Origin of the sequence: Synechococcus sp. PCC 7336, from assembly GCF_000332275.1 — a bacterium.
GTDB lineage: Bacteria > Cyanobacteriota > Cyanobacteriia > Thermostichales > PCC-7336 > PCC-7336.
Map to the genome: position 1 here is coordinate 744,811 of NZ_CM001776.1, position 14,843 is coordinate 759,653.

Here is a 14,843-nt window from a genome sequence, read left to right on the forward strand (position 1 = left end):
GCTGAGTTAGAAAAAACTGAGGCGTCATTCCCTTTCTGATGGATGACGCTTTTTCAAGTTAGCCCGAATCTGAGCCATAGCAGTAGCACCCTCGACGAGTTCTCCTCGTTGAGCCGCATTCCAACCAATCTGGACTTCCTGTTGAAGTTCCTGCAGCCGCCCTCGATAGATGTCATCGTGCTGTTCGAGTAAATGCACACCTGCTGTGAGGACTTCAATCGCTGAATGGTATTTACCACTGGCAATTTGGCGTTGGACTAACTGCTCTAGCTCGGGTGCCAAGACGATTTGCATTGAGGAAATTGAATGAGCGATCGATAGCTTTGCTTACGATTTTAACCCCAGGGAACGTTACACGCATTCTTATGGGCAGTGGTCAAGGGCTTTCTACCGCACAATCCCACTCATTCAAACTTGTGGGTGCGAGATTGCAATCGGCCCTGTCCAGCAAGGTTGAGTTATCTATAAGGTGTCTAGATTTTGAACGACCCAGCGCCGCATCAATTCTACGGTGTAGATATAGGTTCCATCCGCCTGTCTGGCAATGACATCGTGGCTTTCTAAGGTGGCGATCGCCGCTTGACTTTCTGCTGCGGTTAAGCCCAATCTCTCGAAGAGTTCGGCGAGGGAGAGAGGGGTGTGGCTGAGGGCTTTGAGGATCTGGGTTTGCCCTTGAGGGGCGGTTGTTTCTGCTTGTCCCCAGACTCCTGCGAAGTAGGCGTTGCCGTCACGGTAGAAGTTGGGGGCATTGATGACGGCGTTGACATCTTCGAGGAAGAAGCGGCGATCGCGATCTCCCAGTGCTGCTAACCCTGTTGCGAAATTCCTACAATTCTGGGGGAAGGGGAACAGAACCGTAGATTGCAGGTTTGAGGCTGTTGCTCCCCTCTCCTCCAGGGAGAGGGGTCGGGGGTGAGGGCCATGCAGAGCCATCGAATTCAGGTCGTTAAGGGTGCGATCCTCCCTTCAGGGGGCTTAACCGTACTAATAGTGTTTCTCTAAGAGAAATTTCGGAAAATGACACTATATGAGAAGCCTTCACTCTAAAGAGCGGTCACAATAGGTTTGTCCTCGCCGAACTGAAAGGAGCTGCTGCTGTGATCTCCCACTCGATGTTTTCCGGTCTTGTGGCTGTGGCAATCGGATTGGCTCCTGCGATGCTGCTGCCGGTTGCCGCTCAAACCCAACTGGATGTGGGTGTGGTGCGCCTGCAAACCGGTACTCAACTGACTGTGGCCAGTACAGCGGGAGAGCAAGTGTTGAGCAATGATGCCGTTCATCCCATCAGCCTGACGGTAACGGAGCCGATTTACGATGCCAGAGGTGTTCTGGCTATTCCCCCCGGCACGACAGTGCGGGGCCAATTGCACCCGCGACCGGGAGGAGCTCAGTTTCTAGGCACGTTAATGATTCTGGACGGACGAGCTTATAACATTCGAGCCAGTTCGCCGCTGCTGCACGATGTCAAAGATCCCGGCCAAGTGTCGGCCGGAGCGATCGCGATCGATGCAGGGATTGGGGCAGTTGCCGGTACGGTGCTGAGTGCAGCATTAACCGGGGGAGTTCCGATCGCTTCGGTGCTCGCCGGGGCAGCGTTAGGGTCTACGACGGGCAATGTAACGGCTCCCCGCACAATTGTATTGAATGCAGAGCAACCTTTTCGATTGTTACTGGATAGCCCGCTGACATTAGTTCCTTGAGTTCGGCAGTCTGCTTATTGCAATGTTTCCACAGCTTGCAGGCGCTCGATCGCCCAACCCCGCCGATGCAAAAGGTTAAAAGAAGCCATTAAATCGGGACCGCGCAGCGATCCCGTTAGGGCAGCCCGCAGCGACTTCATAACCAAACCTTTTTTCACACCCCGCTCTTTCGCGACAGCCCCCACCATTGTTTTGAGAGCATCCCCCAGTGCGGGGGTTGTGGGGTCGATCGCTGCTGTGGCTTCAGCGACGCGGGCGATCGCCGGAGCAACATCGGGCAACCGTAACTGCGCGATCGCGTCGGTGGCGTAAAGCAACTCCTGCTGGAGCAGATAGCGACTCAGGGGGGCGGCTTCGGTCAATAGTGTCAAGCCTTCTGAAATTAACGCAGCCATCTCTTCGAGCCACTGGGGCTCGGGCACGTCCGCGATCGCCAACCCAGCAGCAGCCCAAAAGGGAGTTAGCCGTTCCACTTGCTCTGCAGGGGAGAGTTGGCGCAGGTATTGGCTGTTGAGCCAGTTGAGCTTGTCCCAATCGAAGCGGGCAGCGGATTTGGTGACGCGATCGAAGTCAAACACCTCGGCAGCGTCTTCGAGGGCAAAGACTTCTTCCCCATCGGGGGAAGACCAGCTCAGCAGGGCGAGATAGTTTTTCAAGGCTTCTGGCAAGTAGCCCATTTGCCGGAATTCAGCCACAGAGGTGGCACCGTCTCGCTTGGAGAGTTTGCGGCCTTCGGGGTTGAGAATGAGGGGGGAATGGGCGAAGACGGGGGGCTCTCGGTCGAGGGCGCGATAGAGCAGGATTTGTTTGGGGGTATTGCCGATGTGGTCTTCGCCGCGAATGACGTGGGTGATGCCCATGTCGATATCGTCCACGACGACGGCGAGGTTGTAGAGGGGTTGGCCGTCAGCTTTGGCGATTACCATGTCACCGCCGAGATCTTGGCTGTTCCAAGAGATGTCGCCGCGAATGCGATCGTTCCAACTGACAGTGAGGGGCTCTTCAATCTTGAAGCGGATGACGGGTTGGCGGCCTTCGGCTTCGTAAGCGGCGATCTGTTCTGGGGTGAGGTGGCGATCGCAATTGTCGTAGCGCGGCGCTTTTCCGGCTGCTTTTTGGGCAGCCCGCATGGCGTCGAGTTCTGCGGCACTGGTATAGGAGCGATAGGCGAGTCCTCGATCGAGTAACTCTCGAATCACCTCGGCATAGCGATCGAGGCGATCGGTTTGGTAGAAGGGGCCTTCTTCCCAGTCGAGACCCAACCAAGACAGCCCTTCCAAAATATTGCGGGTATAGCGAGGTTGCGATCGCTCGCGATCGGTGTCTTCGATGCGAACTAGCATGCGACCGCCGTGACGGCGGGCATACAGCCAATTAAAGACTGCCGTTCGGGCAGTGCCGATGTGTAGGTTTCCGGTCGGACTAGGTGCAATGCGCACGCGAACTGTCACAGAGAGTTCCCCTCAAAATGCCACCCAACATCCTAGTGTGTGGCGGGAACGTTTGTCAGGCAGGTGGATGAATCTACTGGCTGCAACGATCTTAGAATTTTGCTTCTGCAAGGGGTACGCTGAACTTCTCGCACCAAATGGTCACTTCATCAAAGTTAGACACATCTAGCGTAGGGGGTAGGCGGTAGACCTGTAGGCCACTGTCCAAGTTCAAGCTTGTAAAAAGGCTGTCCTTTACAAATTGGTCGTCAACAGAAAAACCAAGCCGTGGGTCGGGGGCACCATCGAATAAAAAGTCATCGCCCAATACCAAATAGAACACTTCTCCTCGACGAACGAGCTGAACTTGACCACTGACAGTATGGTTGCTCTGACCGGTAAAGCTGGCTGTGTGAATAACTTCACCACCCGCTATTACACTTTCAGCTCGTGCAAAAGCTTGAGGACCCAAGCTCAATGCTGTCACCAGTGCAGTAAGCATTAAAGACTTGACTTTACCCATGGTGTCGCCTCCGATTCTCAAGGATGTGTAGTGTTCTGAGCACTGCGATCTCTATCGTCATAAATATACTGTCATAGTACTGTCATAGAACAAGACGATTCTTCAGCTGACTACATAGTTGAGCTTATTTCAGTGCCATTCGGGCCAGACACCTGTCGAACTGACGTAAACCGATCGCCCAGTTTAGGATTTAACATCGAACGTTTAGCAGCATCGCATTCAAAGAGGAGCTACAATGAAGTGTTTGCGATACCGAATAGCTTTGGGCAGTTGCTGGCGATGAGTGTCTAGAATGAGTCATGGGTATCTCGATCGACAACAACGAGACACGTTTCCTGCACCTGAGCCAGCATTTTGTCAAATGCCGCTGTTTTTTGACCAGTATGGTCAACAATCTTGCGAAGCGTATATCCGCCTCGGGGGATAAGCCCAAAGAAGATAGTATTTCTACGATTCCACGTTTCTCCATGCTCGCTGTCTGGAGTTTGAGTCATCGTCCATTTCATTCTCCATCTCGGAACAGGTACGCCATTAAAAATGGGAATCACGACGGCATGTCTCAGGTTGTCATCCTGGAAACGGATTTGAACGACCCCACGCCCATTTTGTAGACTCTGCAGAAGGTTTCGTCCTTCCTCCGTTGGATGAAAGGTCCACTGGAGCGGACCGTAAGCCGGAAACTCCAGAGTGCGAGTCTCAGCATTCCAGGTTGAGTGTAGGGTCAAACAATCTTCTGGAAGAGGATTCCCATCCATAAAATAAATACCTTGTAAGACCTCGGGAAGATTTGTGCCTCTGCCAGTTGGCATCCAAGTGTCGATGTCACTAAATCGACGCTCCTCGACGGTTGTTTGGTTTGATGTCATGGTATAGCCCCACTGTTTGTATAATTAATCCATACAATATTGAAAGAAAAAGGTATTGAGGACAAAAGCGGCCAGTCGCATTACCTAATCTACACATTTGGAAACCTACACATTTGGAAACCTACACATTTGGAAACCTACACATTTGGAAACCTACACATTTGGACAGGAGTGAAGATGTGGGCTTCAATCTGTATATAAACCATCCAAGTTGCTGGCTCGACCGCCAAGCGCTCTAAGTGTCAGCAAAGGTGATGATTGGAGACTGTTTAGTGCGCGATCGCCTCTTTAAACGCCGCTTCTCCCATTCTCGCTCGCCATTCTCGCGACGGGATCGAAGCCTCAATAGGACTGTGCCATCGAGTCGAGTGCCTGCGCCTAGACTGAGGCTGGTTCCTCAGGCTGTCCCTACTGCAGATGCCGACTCTGGCGGCGATCGCAACGGGCGTTCGGGACGGCTGCAGGCGGTGCAACAAAGACGGCAACAGCGTTTGCGTCAATACCGCCGAACCCTGGGCTGGCAGGCTGGCGTGGCTGTGGTGGTGAATGGACTGTGGCTCAGCGCGACTGCCATTGCGCTGGCGAGACTGGTGCCTCTCTGGCAAACGCAACACCGCAATCTCAATGCCTTGGAACAGGCTGTCGGCGTTATGGAGGAACGGGTAGAAGCGTTGCGAGACAAAGTGGAGTTGGGCTTGGACCCCCTGCAGTCAGAGGCTGCTATGAGAGAACACCTCAACTACTTGCCCGACCGGCAAATGGAAATCTTGTTAGTTGAACCCGACAGTGGCGATCGCCCGCAGATCTAATATTGCTATTGCGAGTATTGCTATTGCGAGCGATGCTTGCCGGCTCGCTCTCGCACGCTCGTCGTCAAGATGCACGCTGCTCAGCCAGAAGCTCCCAGCCTCAATACCAAGAACCACTCTCGATCGCAGCATGACTCGCTGCCGCAGCTTCCGTCAAGTGTTCGACTAGGTTCGGCAAGTCTCGCCAATCTAGATCGGGTCGATCGAGTAAAGCCCGAATTTGATTGAGGGCATTGCGGGCCTCGACTGTTTCGGGTAAAGGTCTGCCCTCGCGACGCGGACACTTCTGCAGCTTTTGAATGGCGCGGGTGACCTGTGTCTGAATCTCCTGACTGACGCGCCGCAGCGCTCGTTCGCGCTGGTATCCCCACCCATCTCGATTGGTGGCGTACATCGGCTGCATGCGATTGAGTGCGTAAGCAGCGATATCCACCGCACAAAACTTATGGCGATCGAGCTCGGGCAACCGTTGAAACTGACGTCGGGCCTCCATCAACACTTGCTCTTCGAGCACATTGATCATCGGTCGCGTGTCATCTAGCGAGTAGTTCATAAGGGTTCTCAGTGCGATCTGGGTCCGCAAGGGCTAGAGAAAGATCTATGCATAAAAATTGGCTTCAAGCTGCTGGTAACAATTGATTCATCATTAGATGCAATCACTACCCCAGCAGGCTCAATTAGCTTCTAATTTATCAAAAATATGAGATTTATGAGCGAAGTTTAATTTTAATCTTATAGATTCACCGGATAATCAGATAATTCTATACATTCTAGACATAGAGAAAATACCTCTGCCCAATATTGAGTATGCAGTTGAAGCTCAACCGATCGAGCTTGGCTGTATTCGAGAGAAGAGCTGGGCGTACTGCAGGCACACAAGCAGCGCTGAGTCCTGCAGACCGCTCAGGCATCTGTTTCTAATCGCTCGGGATCGGGTCGCACCGCCACCTGCATTTGTCGCAATAGGCGCAACGCCTCCTCCGACCCATCAATCTTGCCCTCCTCCGTCAGCCAATAGGTCGCAATTCCCAAATCGGACAGAAATGTAATGTAATCCCCCAATGGAGGGCGATCGACCACCGCTGCCTTCAACAGCGTGAATCCTCGCTCTGTCCAAGGGGCAACGGCAAAACGCTCGTAATAAAACAACTGCCCCACCAGCTCTTGGATACTTTCCGCCACATCCTGGTGGTACAGCAATTTCACTTCAGCCAACAGAACGCGATTGTCCTTGACCGCCAAAAAGTCAAAAAACTGCCGATCCTCCCGCACTTCAATTCCCGCCAACCGGAACCAACGGCGGAATTGGCGCAGGAGCTCGTTGTGGGCAGGGGTGCGCTCTAGCTGGCGGCGGCGGCGACGCTCGGCCACGAGTGGATCGCCGTGGGACGATCCCGCCGGTAGGCCGCTGGTTTTGAAGGTGGGAGGCTCGTCGGGGTCGAGCAGGATGTGGCCGCCGGTCGGTTGGGGTAACAGTTTGGGGATCGACCAGCCGCTAAGGTGAAAGGTTTCGCCGGGATGGGGGATAGCATCGGAGAGCGTTTCTGACTGAGCGGCCAATTGGAGCAAGGATTGGTTGAAAGCAGAATTGGGGTCTAGATCGAACACTCGGCGCAGGTGCCAGGAGTCGAGATCCAGATCGGCAGCCAGTTGCTCGGGCGCAATCGCCTCGCGACGCTGACATAACAGCTCGCTGCCGAAATACAGCGCCACAATCAGTGGGTAAACCGGCACGGGCTGATGGACGGGCACTAGCATTGCCCACATCGCTTCCGACCAATCGGTCCGAAATACCTCTGCCTCGGGACCGCTGCCCAACACCTGCAACATCTTGGGAAAACCCGATTGCCAGCCGCAGGGACGATCGTCAAACCGACAGCGCTGGCGGCCCCGATCGACCGTCATCGGGAAGGTACCGTCATAAAAGCGCAGCGGACAAACGTCGCGATCGCTATTGAGAAACTCTGCATCTTGCCACATTTTAGAGGAGCTGGCGTGACAGCCAATCCCCGCCTGAGCGTTACAGGCTTTGAGCCAGCGCCGCTCCCAGTAATACTTGGCGGCAGCCTGGGGCAAGATCGGCTGGGCCACCCCTTCTGGGTCTTGGTTGAATAACGGCCAGACCAAGGAGGAGTTGTCAGAGAAGCAGGGCAGCTTGGGGTGAGATTTGGTGTAGAAGGGGTCGCAAATAGTTTGGGCGATCGCACTCAAGGCCAGACCGCGTGTGTCTCCCACCCAAGGCATGCGATCGCGGGCAAACTGAATCGCCAATACCACTTCCACCCCCGTCGGATGCAGGCCCACCGCAAGTTGGCGATAGCGGTGCAGCAGCCGGGTGGCTTGCAGGTAGAGATCGTAACGCTGGACAGAAATAGCGGCCATGGCCGAGGAAAAACAAGGGTAGAAAACAACCAAACGTCGAAGTCAAAGGCAGTAGAGGGGAATGGCTTCGATTAGCCTCGGCAGCTGCATCGCAGGACTCTGTCTGACAATTTTACAAACTGTCGAACAGCGTGCCCCACTGCAACGATCGTCAGCTTAGATTTGGCTTTCCCACTCATTCAAGTCCAGCCTGAAGCTTTCGGCAACTCGCACTGCTGCTACCTGTATCGTAGCGGCCGCCGCTGCCCCTCTGAGGAATACCACTGGGTCGGGATTTTTGAAAACTGAAGTTTGTGCGAGACAGGAATTTCCTACAGACAGATCGTAGACTAACTTATTGAGCGGATCGATCGACTGGGAGTCTCACTGTGGATACGTCAATTGCCTCCATTACTGCACGGGAAATTCTTGATTCTCGGGGCCGACCGACCCTCGAAGCGGAGGTGGTGCTCGACAGTGGGGCGCTTGGAGTCGCTCAGGTTCCCAGTGGTGCATCCACCGGCAGTTTCGAAGCCCACGAAATGCGGGATGGAGACAGCGATCGCTATGGCGGCAAGGGAGTCCTGCAAGCAATCTTCAATGTCGAACAGTCAATTGCCCGAGAGCTGATCGGACTCGATGCTCTAGACCAGCTCGCCATCGATCGCACGGCGATCGAATTGGACGGCACGCCGAACAAATCTAAGTTGGGGGCGAACGCCATCCTGGCGGTATCGCTGGCCAATGCAAAAGCCGCTGCAGCGTGGTTGGGGCTGCCTCTCTACCGCTATCTGGGCGGTCCGCTGGCCAATGTGTTGCCAATTCCCTTGATGAATGTTCTCAACGGCGGTGCCCATGCCGATAACAATGTCGATATTCAAGAGTTCATGATTGTGCCGGTGGGAGCTCCCACGTTTAAAGAAGCCCTGCGGTACGGAGCTGAGGTGTTTGCCGTGCTCAAACAGGTGCTGGGCGAGCGAGGATTGGCCACCAGCGTGGGGGATGAAGGGGGGTTTGCCCCCAACCTCGGCTCCAATGCCGAAGCACTCGACTTGCTGGTTGCGGCGATCGAAAAAGCGGGTTACGAACCCGGTAAAGATATTTCTCTGGCCCTGGATGTGGCCTCCACCGAGTTCTTCGAGGCTGGCCAATACACGTTTGAGGGTACAGCTCAGTCTGCCGCCGAGATGATCGACTATTACGAGCAACTGCTCCAGAGCTATCCGATTGTCTCGATTGAAGATGGCTTAGCCGAAGAGGATTGGGAGAATTGGGTCGCGCTCACTGCCCAGTTGGGCGATCGCGTGCAGTTGGTGGGGGACGATCTGTTTGTCACCAACCCCGAACGCCTGCAACGGGGGATTGACAGCCGCGCGGCTAACTCGATTTTGATCAAGCTCAACCAGATTGGGTCTTTAAGTGAGACGTTGGAGGCGATCGCCCTTGCCACCCGCAATGGGTTGACGTCTGTGGTCAGCCATCGCTCCGGGGAAACCGAAGATACCACCATTGCCGATCTGGCGGTGGCGACGCGGGCCGGACAAATTAAGACAGGCTCTCTCTGTCGCAGCGAGCGGGTGGCGAAATACAATCAGCTCCTGCGGATTGAAGACGATCTGGGGGATGCAGCGGTGTACGGCATGGGAGGTCTCGGCTTCAAAATATAGGGTCGGCGATCGCCAAATGGCGTCAGTTTCTACAGAATCGCCGCTCGGAGCATTCACATTCTGTGATGTTTGACGGACTGTCTGTTGATTTCCCGCAGCTGCATCTTTAAAGCTGGAAGTGTTTCAATCGCTCTTTTGGCTAGTGTGCGTCATATGAATAGAGTTTGCAGGATAGTTCTATCGGTTCTGGTTTGTGCCGCAGTCTTTTTAGCTGCGCCCGCTAGCGCCGAACCCGACTTAGCTCTAGGGAAAAAGGTGTTTGCCAGCAACTGTGCCTCGTGCCACAAAGGGGGGCTCAATGTCGTGGTTGCTGCGAAGACCTTGCAAAAGGGTGCGCTGGAACAGTACGGTATGGCGTCTGTAGAGGCGATCTCCACCCAAGTGCGTAATGGAAAAGGCGGAATGCCTGCCTTTAAGGGACGTTTGGATGACGGACAAATCGAATCAGTGGCTGCTTACGTTTTGGCACAGGCAGACGCCGATTGGAAATAATTGTCCCCACATTGGACAGGCGTATTCCAGGGATATCGTTTGCAGAGGACAGTCAGCATGAAGATGAGTCGAATATTGGAGGCAATCGCGATCGCTGCCACTGTAATGGTTGGAACTACCACCGTAGAGGCGAATGAGCGCTCTGCCGACGGTTTACTCAGCCAAGGCCACCATCGCGGGGAGGTTGAGGCCGCTACAGAGCATTCTCGCGAACTACCCTCCCATCACGGTCATACAGGTGGCAGCGATCGCCACCAACCTTTCGAAGTCGCTTCCGATCGCCCCATTCCAGCAATTGAGTTGACGGTACGCGAAGACTCGCTGAAAGGCTGGAATTTAGAAGTACGAGTTACCAATTTTAGCTTTGCCCCCGCGTCGGTCAACGAAGGGAGTTCGTCCCAAAATGAGGGTCACGCCCATTTGTATATCGATGGGGAGAAGGTGACTCGGTTGTATGGCAACTGGTTTTATTTGGGAGAGTTGGACGCGGGCGATCGCGAGATTTCAGTCACCCTTAACACCAACCGGCACGAAACCCTCGTTCACAACAGCGAGGTCTTATCGGCTACCACCACAATCACTGTGCCCGATACCGTTGCCGCACAGTAACATTTCGTCAAATCCCCCCTTCCTCCTGTCGGGCGCTAAGCTGAGGTTTGCAGCCAATTCGGTTGCAAAAACTTGCTGCGCGTCGAGATCGTCAATCCACCATGAGTACTCCTGAATCTGGCCGCATCGAACGGGATTCGATGGGCGATCGCCATCTGCCCGACGACGCCTACTACGGCATCCAAACCCTACGAGCGCAAGAGAATTTCCCCATTAGCGGGATTGAGCCGCTGCCGATTTATGTGGATGCTTGCCTGCTCGTCAAGAAGGCAGCAGCAAGCGTCAATGCCGAACTGGGCTGCATTCCAGCAGAGATTGGAGCTGCCGTAGTGCAGGCAGCGGACGAAATTCTGGCGGGAAAACTGCGCCATCAGTTTGTGGTGGATATTTATCAAGCGGGGGCAGGCACCTCCCACCACATGAATGTGAATGAAGTGCTAGCCAATCGGGCCTTAGAGATTTTAGGGGATGTCAAGGGTAACTACCAGCGGGTAAGCCCCAACGACCACGTCAATTACGGTCAGTCCACCAATGACGTGATTCCGACGGCGATTCGGATTGGGGCACTGCTGTCCCTGCATCGAGAGCTATTCCCCAGGCTGAAGGATCTGGAGGGGGCATTTGCCGCCAAGGCAGACGAATTTGCCGCCATTGTTAAAGCGGGCCGCACCCACCTGCAGGATGCCGTGCCCGTACGCTTGGGCGAGGAATTTCGAGCCTACGCGCAGATTTTGAGCGATCGCCAACAAACCCTGCGTCGAGCAGCTACAGAATTGCACTCTCTGGGTTTGGGGGGCAGCGCTACCGGAACTGGGTTGAATACCCATCCCCAATATTGCGATCGCGTTGCTCGACGACTATCCGATTACACCGGTCTCGCGCTCGAACCCGCTCCCCATCTCATGGCCGCCATGCAAAGCATGGGGCCGTTCGTCAGCGTCTCCAGTGCCTTGCGAAACTTAGCCCAAGACTGCAGCAAAATTGCCAACGACCTGCGATTGATGGATTCTGGCCCCAAAACGGGACTGAAGGAAATTCAGCTACCACCCGTACAACCGGGCTCGTCAATCATGCCGGGGAAATACAATCCGGTGATGGCGGAAATGTTGAATATGGTTTGCTTTCAAGTGATGGGTCTGGATACGGCGATCGCCTACGCCGCCCAAGCCGGTCAGTTCGAGCTCAACGTGATGATGCCGCTGATTGCCTACGATTTGCTCCACGCCATTCAAATCCTCGCTCGCGCCCTCCAGGCTTTTGGCGAGCGCTGCGTCAAAGGGATTACCGCCAATGGCGATCGCTGCCGAGCCTATGCTGAAGGCACCCTCGCCCTCGTCACAGCCCTCAACACCCATATTGGCTACCTCGCCGCTGCCGATGTAGCTAAGGAATCGCTGGCAACGGGCAAATCTATCCGGGAAATCGCGATCGCTCGCGGGTTAATGGACGAGGCAACCCTAGCCCAGGTGTTAGATTTGGATGCCACGAGCCAAATAGTGCGGCAACCCCAAGCGTAACCCTTCCTCTTGGCGAAGGGGATGAGCGATCGCTTCTCTGTCCGAGAGGGCCATAAGCATTGATACTTATTGACGGAAACAACGGCGCTTGCATTGACAAAAAGACTGCGATATTAGCAAGCCATACTGCAATATTTCTCAATATTTAATGGGTCGTGCCTTCGATTTGTAAGAGACTTGTAAGCTCTTTTAGAGGATTCTCAAAGCTGTGTTACGATGCCCGCGTAATTGGGCAGCCAACCTCGCTGAGTGCGACAAGCGGCCCAGAATTATTTAACAAAACTTTGCAGATAGGGAGAACTCACCTTGAGTCTGAGAGTTGCTGTAGTGGGCGGCGGCCCTGCTGGATCTTGTACGGCTGAAGTGTTGGCCAAAGCTGGAATCGAAACGTATTTGTTCGAGCGCAAGCTAGATAATGCCAAGCCCTGTGGCGGTGCCATTCCCTTGTGTATGGTGGAAGAGTTTCAGTTGCCGGACGAAATTATCGATCGCAAAGTGCGACGCATGAAGATGATTTCCCCCTCCAACCGCGAGGTCAATATTGCGGTGGAGCGGGATCGCGAGTTCATCGGCATGACCCGGCGCGAAATTTTGGATGCCTTTCTGCGCAACCGAGCTGCCGAGTTGGGGGCCAAACTGATTAACGCGACGGTGCTGGACATTCAACTGCCCGCTAACGATACCGACCCTTACGTCATTCACTACAGCCACGCCGATAAGAGGAGCGATGCCCCCGATCGCCTCGGCTCCCTCGAAGTGGACTTGCTCATTGGCGCTGATGGCTTCTACTCCAAGGTGGCAAAGGCCATTGATGCTGGAGACTACAACTATGCGATCGCCTTCCAGGAGCGAATTCGCATCCCCGACGACAAAATGGCCTATTACGAAGATTTGGCGGAAATGTATGTCGGTAACGACGTTTCCTCCGACTTTTATGCTTGGGTGTTTCCCAAACACGATCACGTCTCGGTGGGCACCGGCACCATGCAGATCCATAAAGCAGATATCAAGACCCTGCAGGCGGGCATCCGCAGACGCGCCGCTGACAAAATTCGCGGTGGCGAAGTGATTAAGGTCGAGGCTCACCCCATCCCCGAACATCCCCGTCCCCGCCGCGTTGTCGGTCGAGCCGCACTTGTGGGGGATGCTGCGGGTTATGTGACCAAGTCTTCAGGCGAAGGTATTTACTTTGCCGCCAAGTCCGGTCGCATCTGCGCTGAAACCATTGTGGAAGTCTCTAATCGCGGCCAGCGCATTCCCACCGAAGCGGACTTGAAAACATATCTCAAACGCTGGGATCGCCAGTATGGGCTGACCTACAAGGTGCTCGACATTCTGCAACGGGTCTTCTATCGCTCGGATGCCACCCGCGAAGCCTTTGTGGAAATGTGTGACGACATTGACGTCCAAAGGCTTACCTTCGACTCTTACTTATACAAAACCGTCGTACCTGCCAATCCCCTCAAGCAACTCAAGATTACCGCTAAGACCATTGGCAGTTTGCTGCGCGGCAGTGCTCTGGCTCCCTAGAGCGATCGTTCAGTTGAAGGTTCGACTGACTTAAGATTCGCTTGCTTGAAATAGCGATGGGTTGAAGTATCGATTGATGGACAGGGGCGCGAATGATGCGCCCCTGTTTTATGATTGGGGTGCTCGTTTGCAGCGCCCGAGCAATCGCTATTCTCTTCAGGTCAACTTGCCTCGAGTTGACTCCATCGGTTGGGTCGAAATCGAATTCGCTGTCGCAGCCTTTTTCACACTCGCACTCTAAACTTATGGCCGAGTTTGACGTTCCCTTTACGCTCGATCAACTGCGTATTGTACGAGCAATCTCCGAGTATGGCAGCTTTCGCAAAGCTGCCGACAAGTTGTTTGTCTCTCAGCCGGCAGTCAGCTTGCAGGTGCAGAGTCTGGAGCGCTCGCTGGAAGTCACCCTGTTCGATCGGGGCGGACGGCGGGTGATCTTGACCGAGGCGGGCAAATTACTGGTGGACTACAGCAGCCGCATTCTGAACCTGAGCGAAGAAGCTTGTCGGGCCTTAGTGGACTTGCAGGATCTGAAGCGGGGAACCCTGGCCTTGGGAGCTAGCCAGACAGTGGGCACCTACATGATGCCCCGACTGATCGCAGAATTTCGTCAGTCCTATCCCCAAATTTCGGTGCAATTGCAGGTGCTTTCAACCCGGCGAATTGCCAGTGGAGTCGCAGAAGGACAATTCGATCTGGCGATCGTGGGCGGGACGATTCCTCCTCAACTCAAAGATCAACTGGACGTCAGCGCTTATGCCACGGATGAGTTCGTTTTGGTGCGAGCCCACCCCGATGCCGTAGCAGCTCAGTTCGAGCGCAGTCCGCTGGCAAGCTCCAACCTCGATATCCCCACCCACCTGAGGAAAGAAGAGCTCTACGAGCTGCGTTTTATCACCCTCAATCCTCAATCCACCACTAAAAAGGCGATCGATTCCAGCCTCGAAACCTACGACATCAATCCGGCCAAGTTTCAGGTGGAGATGGAACTGACTTCGCTAGAGGCGATCAAGAATGCAGTCAAAGCGGGGCTGGGGGTAGCCTTTCTATCCCTTACGGCAGTGGCTGCCGATCTGGAACTGGGTCTGCTGGAGCAATTGCACGTCGAGGGGTTAGAGGTGAAGCGAACCTTGCGCCTGATTTATAGCCCCAACCGCTATCAGTCTCAGGTGGCCCAAAGCTTCAGACAGCACCTGCAAGAGGCATCGGCGCGAGCCGAGGCAGTACACGCCTAATCGGCGTTGGGGACTCCTAGAGGTGGCAATCGAGCCCGGTCTCATTAGGCCGCACTGTTACAATTTAGAGGCTGGTTTCAATGCCGATCCCCAAGCGAGCAATGGCG

The 14,843-nt window shown here is 54.5% G+C and carries 15 protein-coding genes; 8 read left to right on the forward strand and 7 right to left on the reverse strand.

Features of this window, described 5'->3' with window-relative positions; all coding sequences use genetic code 11:
* Positions 1–24 precede the first annotated feature (24 nt).
* Complete coding sequence (locus SYN7336_RS03640; protein ID WP_017324562.1) at positions 25–294, reverse strand: type II toxin-antitoxin system ParD family antitoxin; 270 nt, start codon at positions 292–294, stop codon at positions 25–27.
* A 168-nt stretch (positions 295–462) separates the two neighbouring features.
* Entirely contained in the window at positions 463–933 is a 471-nt protein-coding gene (locus SYN7336_RS03645; RefSeq protein ID WP_017324563.1) for a hypothetical protein, read from the reverse strand.
* A gap of 179 nt (positions 934–1,112) precedes the next feature.
* On the opposite strand from SYN7336_RS03645, the gene SYN7336_RS03650 reads away from it, so the two are divergent.
* Positions 1,113–1,700: a hypothetical protein gene (locus SYN7336_RS03650; protein WP_017324564.1), complete on the forward strand. Its 588-nt coding sequence runs from the start codon at positions 1,113–1,115 to the stop codon at positions 1,698–1,700.
* Positions 1,701–1,714: 14 nt separating this feature from the next.
* Here the strand turns inward: SYN7336_RS03650 and gltX are convergent, their stop codons facing one another.
* The 3 genes from gltX to SYN7336_RS03665 form a co-directional block, all read right to left on the reverse strand.
* The gene (gltX, locus tag SYN7336_RS03655) at positions 1,715–3,151 is read right to left on the reverse strand and encodes a glutamate--tRNA ligase (protein ID WP_017324565.1); all 1,437 of its coding nucleotides are present in this window, start codon (positions 3,149–3,151) and stop codon (positions 1,715–1,717) included.
* Positions 3,152–3,242: 91 nt separating this feature from the next.
* Complete coding sequence (locus SYN7336_RS03660; RefSeq protein ID WP_026100665.1) at positions 3,243–3,653, reverse strand: DM13 domain-containing protein; 411 nt, start codon at positions 3,651–3,653, stop codon at positions 3,243–3,245.
* A 287-nt stretch (positions 3,654–3,940) separates the two neighbouring features.
* Positions 3,941–4,519: a hypothetical protein gene (locus SYN7336_RS03665; protein ID WP_017324567.1), complete on the reverse strand. Its 579-nt coding sequence runs from the start codon at positions 4,517–4,519 to the stop codon at positions 3,941–3,943.
* A 353-nt stretch (positions 4,520–4,872) separates the two neighbouring features.
* On the opposite strand from SYN7336_RS03665, the gene SYN7336_RS24280 reads away from it, so the two are divergent.
* A complete protein-coding gene (locus tag SYN7336_RS24280) occupies positions 4,873–5,328 on the forward strand; it encodes a hypothetical protein (RefSeq protein ID WP_156820013.1) in 456 nt (151 codons plus the stop codon).
* A gap of 100 nt (positions 5,329–5,428) precedes the next feature.
* Here the strand turns inward: SYN7336_RS24280 and SYN7336_RS27660 are convergent, their stop codons facing one another.
* Complete coding sequence (locus SYN7336_RS27660) at positions 5,429–5,881, reverse strand: late competence development ComFB family protein (protein ID WP_017324569.1); 453 nt, start codon at positions 5,879–5,881, stop codon at positions 5,429–5,431.
* A gap of 350 nt (positions 5,882–6,231) precedes the next feature.
* A complete protein-coding gene (locus tag SYN7336_RS03680; RefSeq protein ID WP_026100666.1) occupies positions 6,232–7,710 on the reverse strand; it encodes a hypothetical protein in 1,479 nt (492 codons plus the stop codon).
* Positions 7,711–8,078: 368 nt separating this feature from the next.
* Between SYN7336_RS03680 and eno the strand changes: the two genes are divergently transcribed.
* From eno to SYN7336_RS24295, 6 genes are all read left to right on the forward strand, one after another.
* Complete coding sequence (gene eno, locus SYN7336_RS03685; RefSeq protein ID WP_017324571.1) at positions 8,079–9,356, forward strand: phosphopyruvate hydratase; 1,278 nt, start codon at positions 8,079–8,081, stop codon at positions 9,354–9,356.
* 153 nt (positions 9,357–9,509) lie between these two features.
* Complete coding sequence (gene petJ, locus SYN7336_RS03690; protein ID WP_017324572.1) at positions 9,510–9,848, forward strand: cytochrome c6 PetJ; 339 nt, start codon at positions 9,510–9,512, stop codon at positions 9,846–9,848.
* 57 nt (positions 9,849–9,905) lie between these two features.
* A complete protein-coding gene (locus tag SYN7336_RS24290) occupies positions 9,906–10,457 on the forward strand; it encodes a hypothetical protein (protein ID WP_156820014.1) in 552 nt (183 codons plus the stop codon).
* Between the two features lie 101 nt (positions 10,458–10,558).
* Positions 10,559–11,974: an aspartate ammonia-lyase gene (locus SYN7336_RS03700; protein ID WP_017324574.1), complete on the forward strand. Its 1,416-nt coding sequence runs from the start codon at positions 10,559–10,561 to the stop codon at positions 11,972–11,974.
* Positions 11,975–12,280: 306 nt separating this feature from the next.
* Positions 12,281–13,504: a geranylgeranyl reductase gene (chlP, locus tag SYN7336_RS03705; RefSeq protein WP_026100667.1), complete on the forward strand. Its 1,224-nt coding sequence runs from the start codon at positions 12,281–12,283 to the stop codon at positions 13,502–13,504.
* Positions 13,505–13,749: 245 nt separating this feature from the next.
* Entirely contained in the window at positions 13,750–14,736 is a 987-nt protein-coding gene (locus SYN7336_RS24295) for a LysR substrate-binding domain-containing protein (RefSeq protein WP_017324577.1), read from the forward strand.
* Positions 14,737–14,843 lie beyond the last annotated feature (107 nt).

What these genes read in the sequence shown, in the direction of transcription:
- SYN7336_RS03640 (WP_017324562.1), bottom strand. Translation starts at nt 294, where the DNA reads ATGCAAATCGTCTTGGCACCCGAGCTAGAGCAGTTAGTCCAACGCCAA.
- SYN7336_RS03665 (WP_017324567.1), bottom strand. Translation starts at nt 4,519, where the DNA reads ATGACATCAAACCAAACAACCGTCGAGGAGCGTCGATTTAGTGACATC.
- SYN7336_RS03660 (WP_026100665.1), bottom strand. Translation starts at nt 3,653, where the DNA reads ATGGGTAAAGTCAAGTCTTTAATGCTTACTGCACTGGTGACAGCATTG.
- SYN7336_RS03650 (WP_017324564.1), top strand. Translation starts at nt 1,113, where the DNA reads ATGTTTTCCGGTCTTGTGGCTGTGGCAATCGGATTGGCTCCTGCGATG.
- SYN7336_RS03645 (WP_017324563.1), bottom strand. Translation starts at nt 933, where the DNA reads ATGGCTCTGCATGGCCCTCACCCCCGACCCCTCTCCCTGGAGGAGAGG.
- SYN7336_RS24295 (WP_017324577.1), top strand. Translation starts at nt 13,750, where the DNA reads ATGGCCGAGTTTGACGTTCCCTTTACGCTCGATCAACTGCGTATTGTA.
- SYN7336_RS03700 (WP_017324574.1), top strand. Translation starts at nt 10,559, where the DNA reads ATGAGTACTCCTGAATCTGGCCGCATCGAACGGGATTCGATGGGCGAT.
- SYN7336_RS27660 (WP_017324569.1), bottom strand. Translation starts at nt 5,881, where the DNA reads ATGAACTACTCGCTAGATGACACGCGACCGATGATCAATGTGCTCGAA.
- SYN7336_RS03680 (WP_026100666.1), bottom strand. Translation starts at nt 7,710, where the DNA reads ATGGCCGCTATTTCTGTCCAGCGTTACGATCTCTACCTGCAAGCCACC.
- petJ (WP_017324572.1), top strand. Translation starts at nt 9,510, where the DNA reads ATGAATAGAGTTTGCAGGATAGTTCTATCGGTTCTGGTTTGTGCCGCA.
- SYN7336_RS24290 (WP_156820014.1), top strand. Translation starts at nt 9,906, where the DNA reads ATGAAGATGAGTCGAATATTGGAGGCAATCGCGATCGCTGCCACTGTA.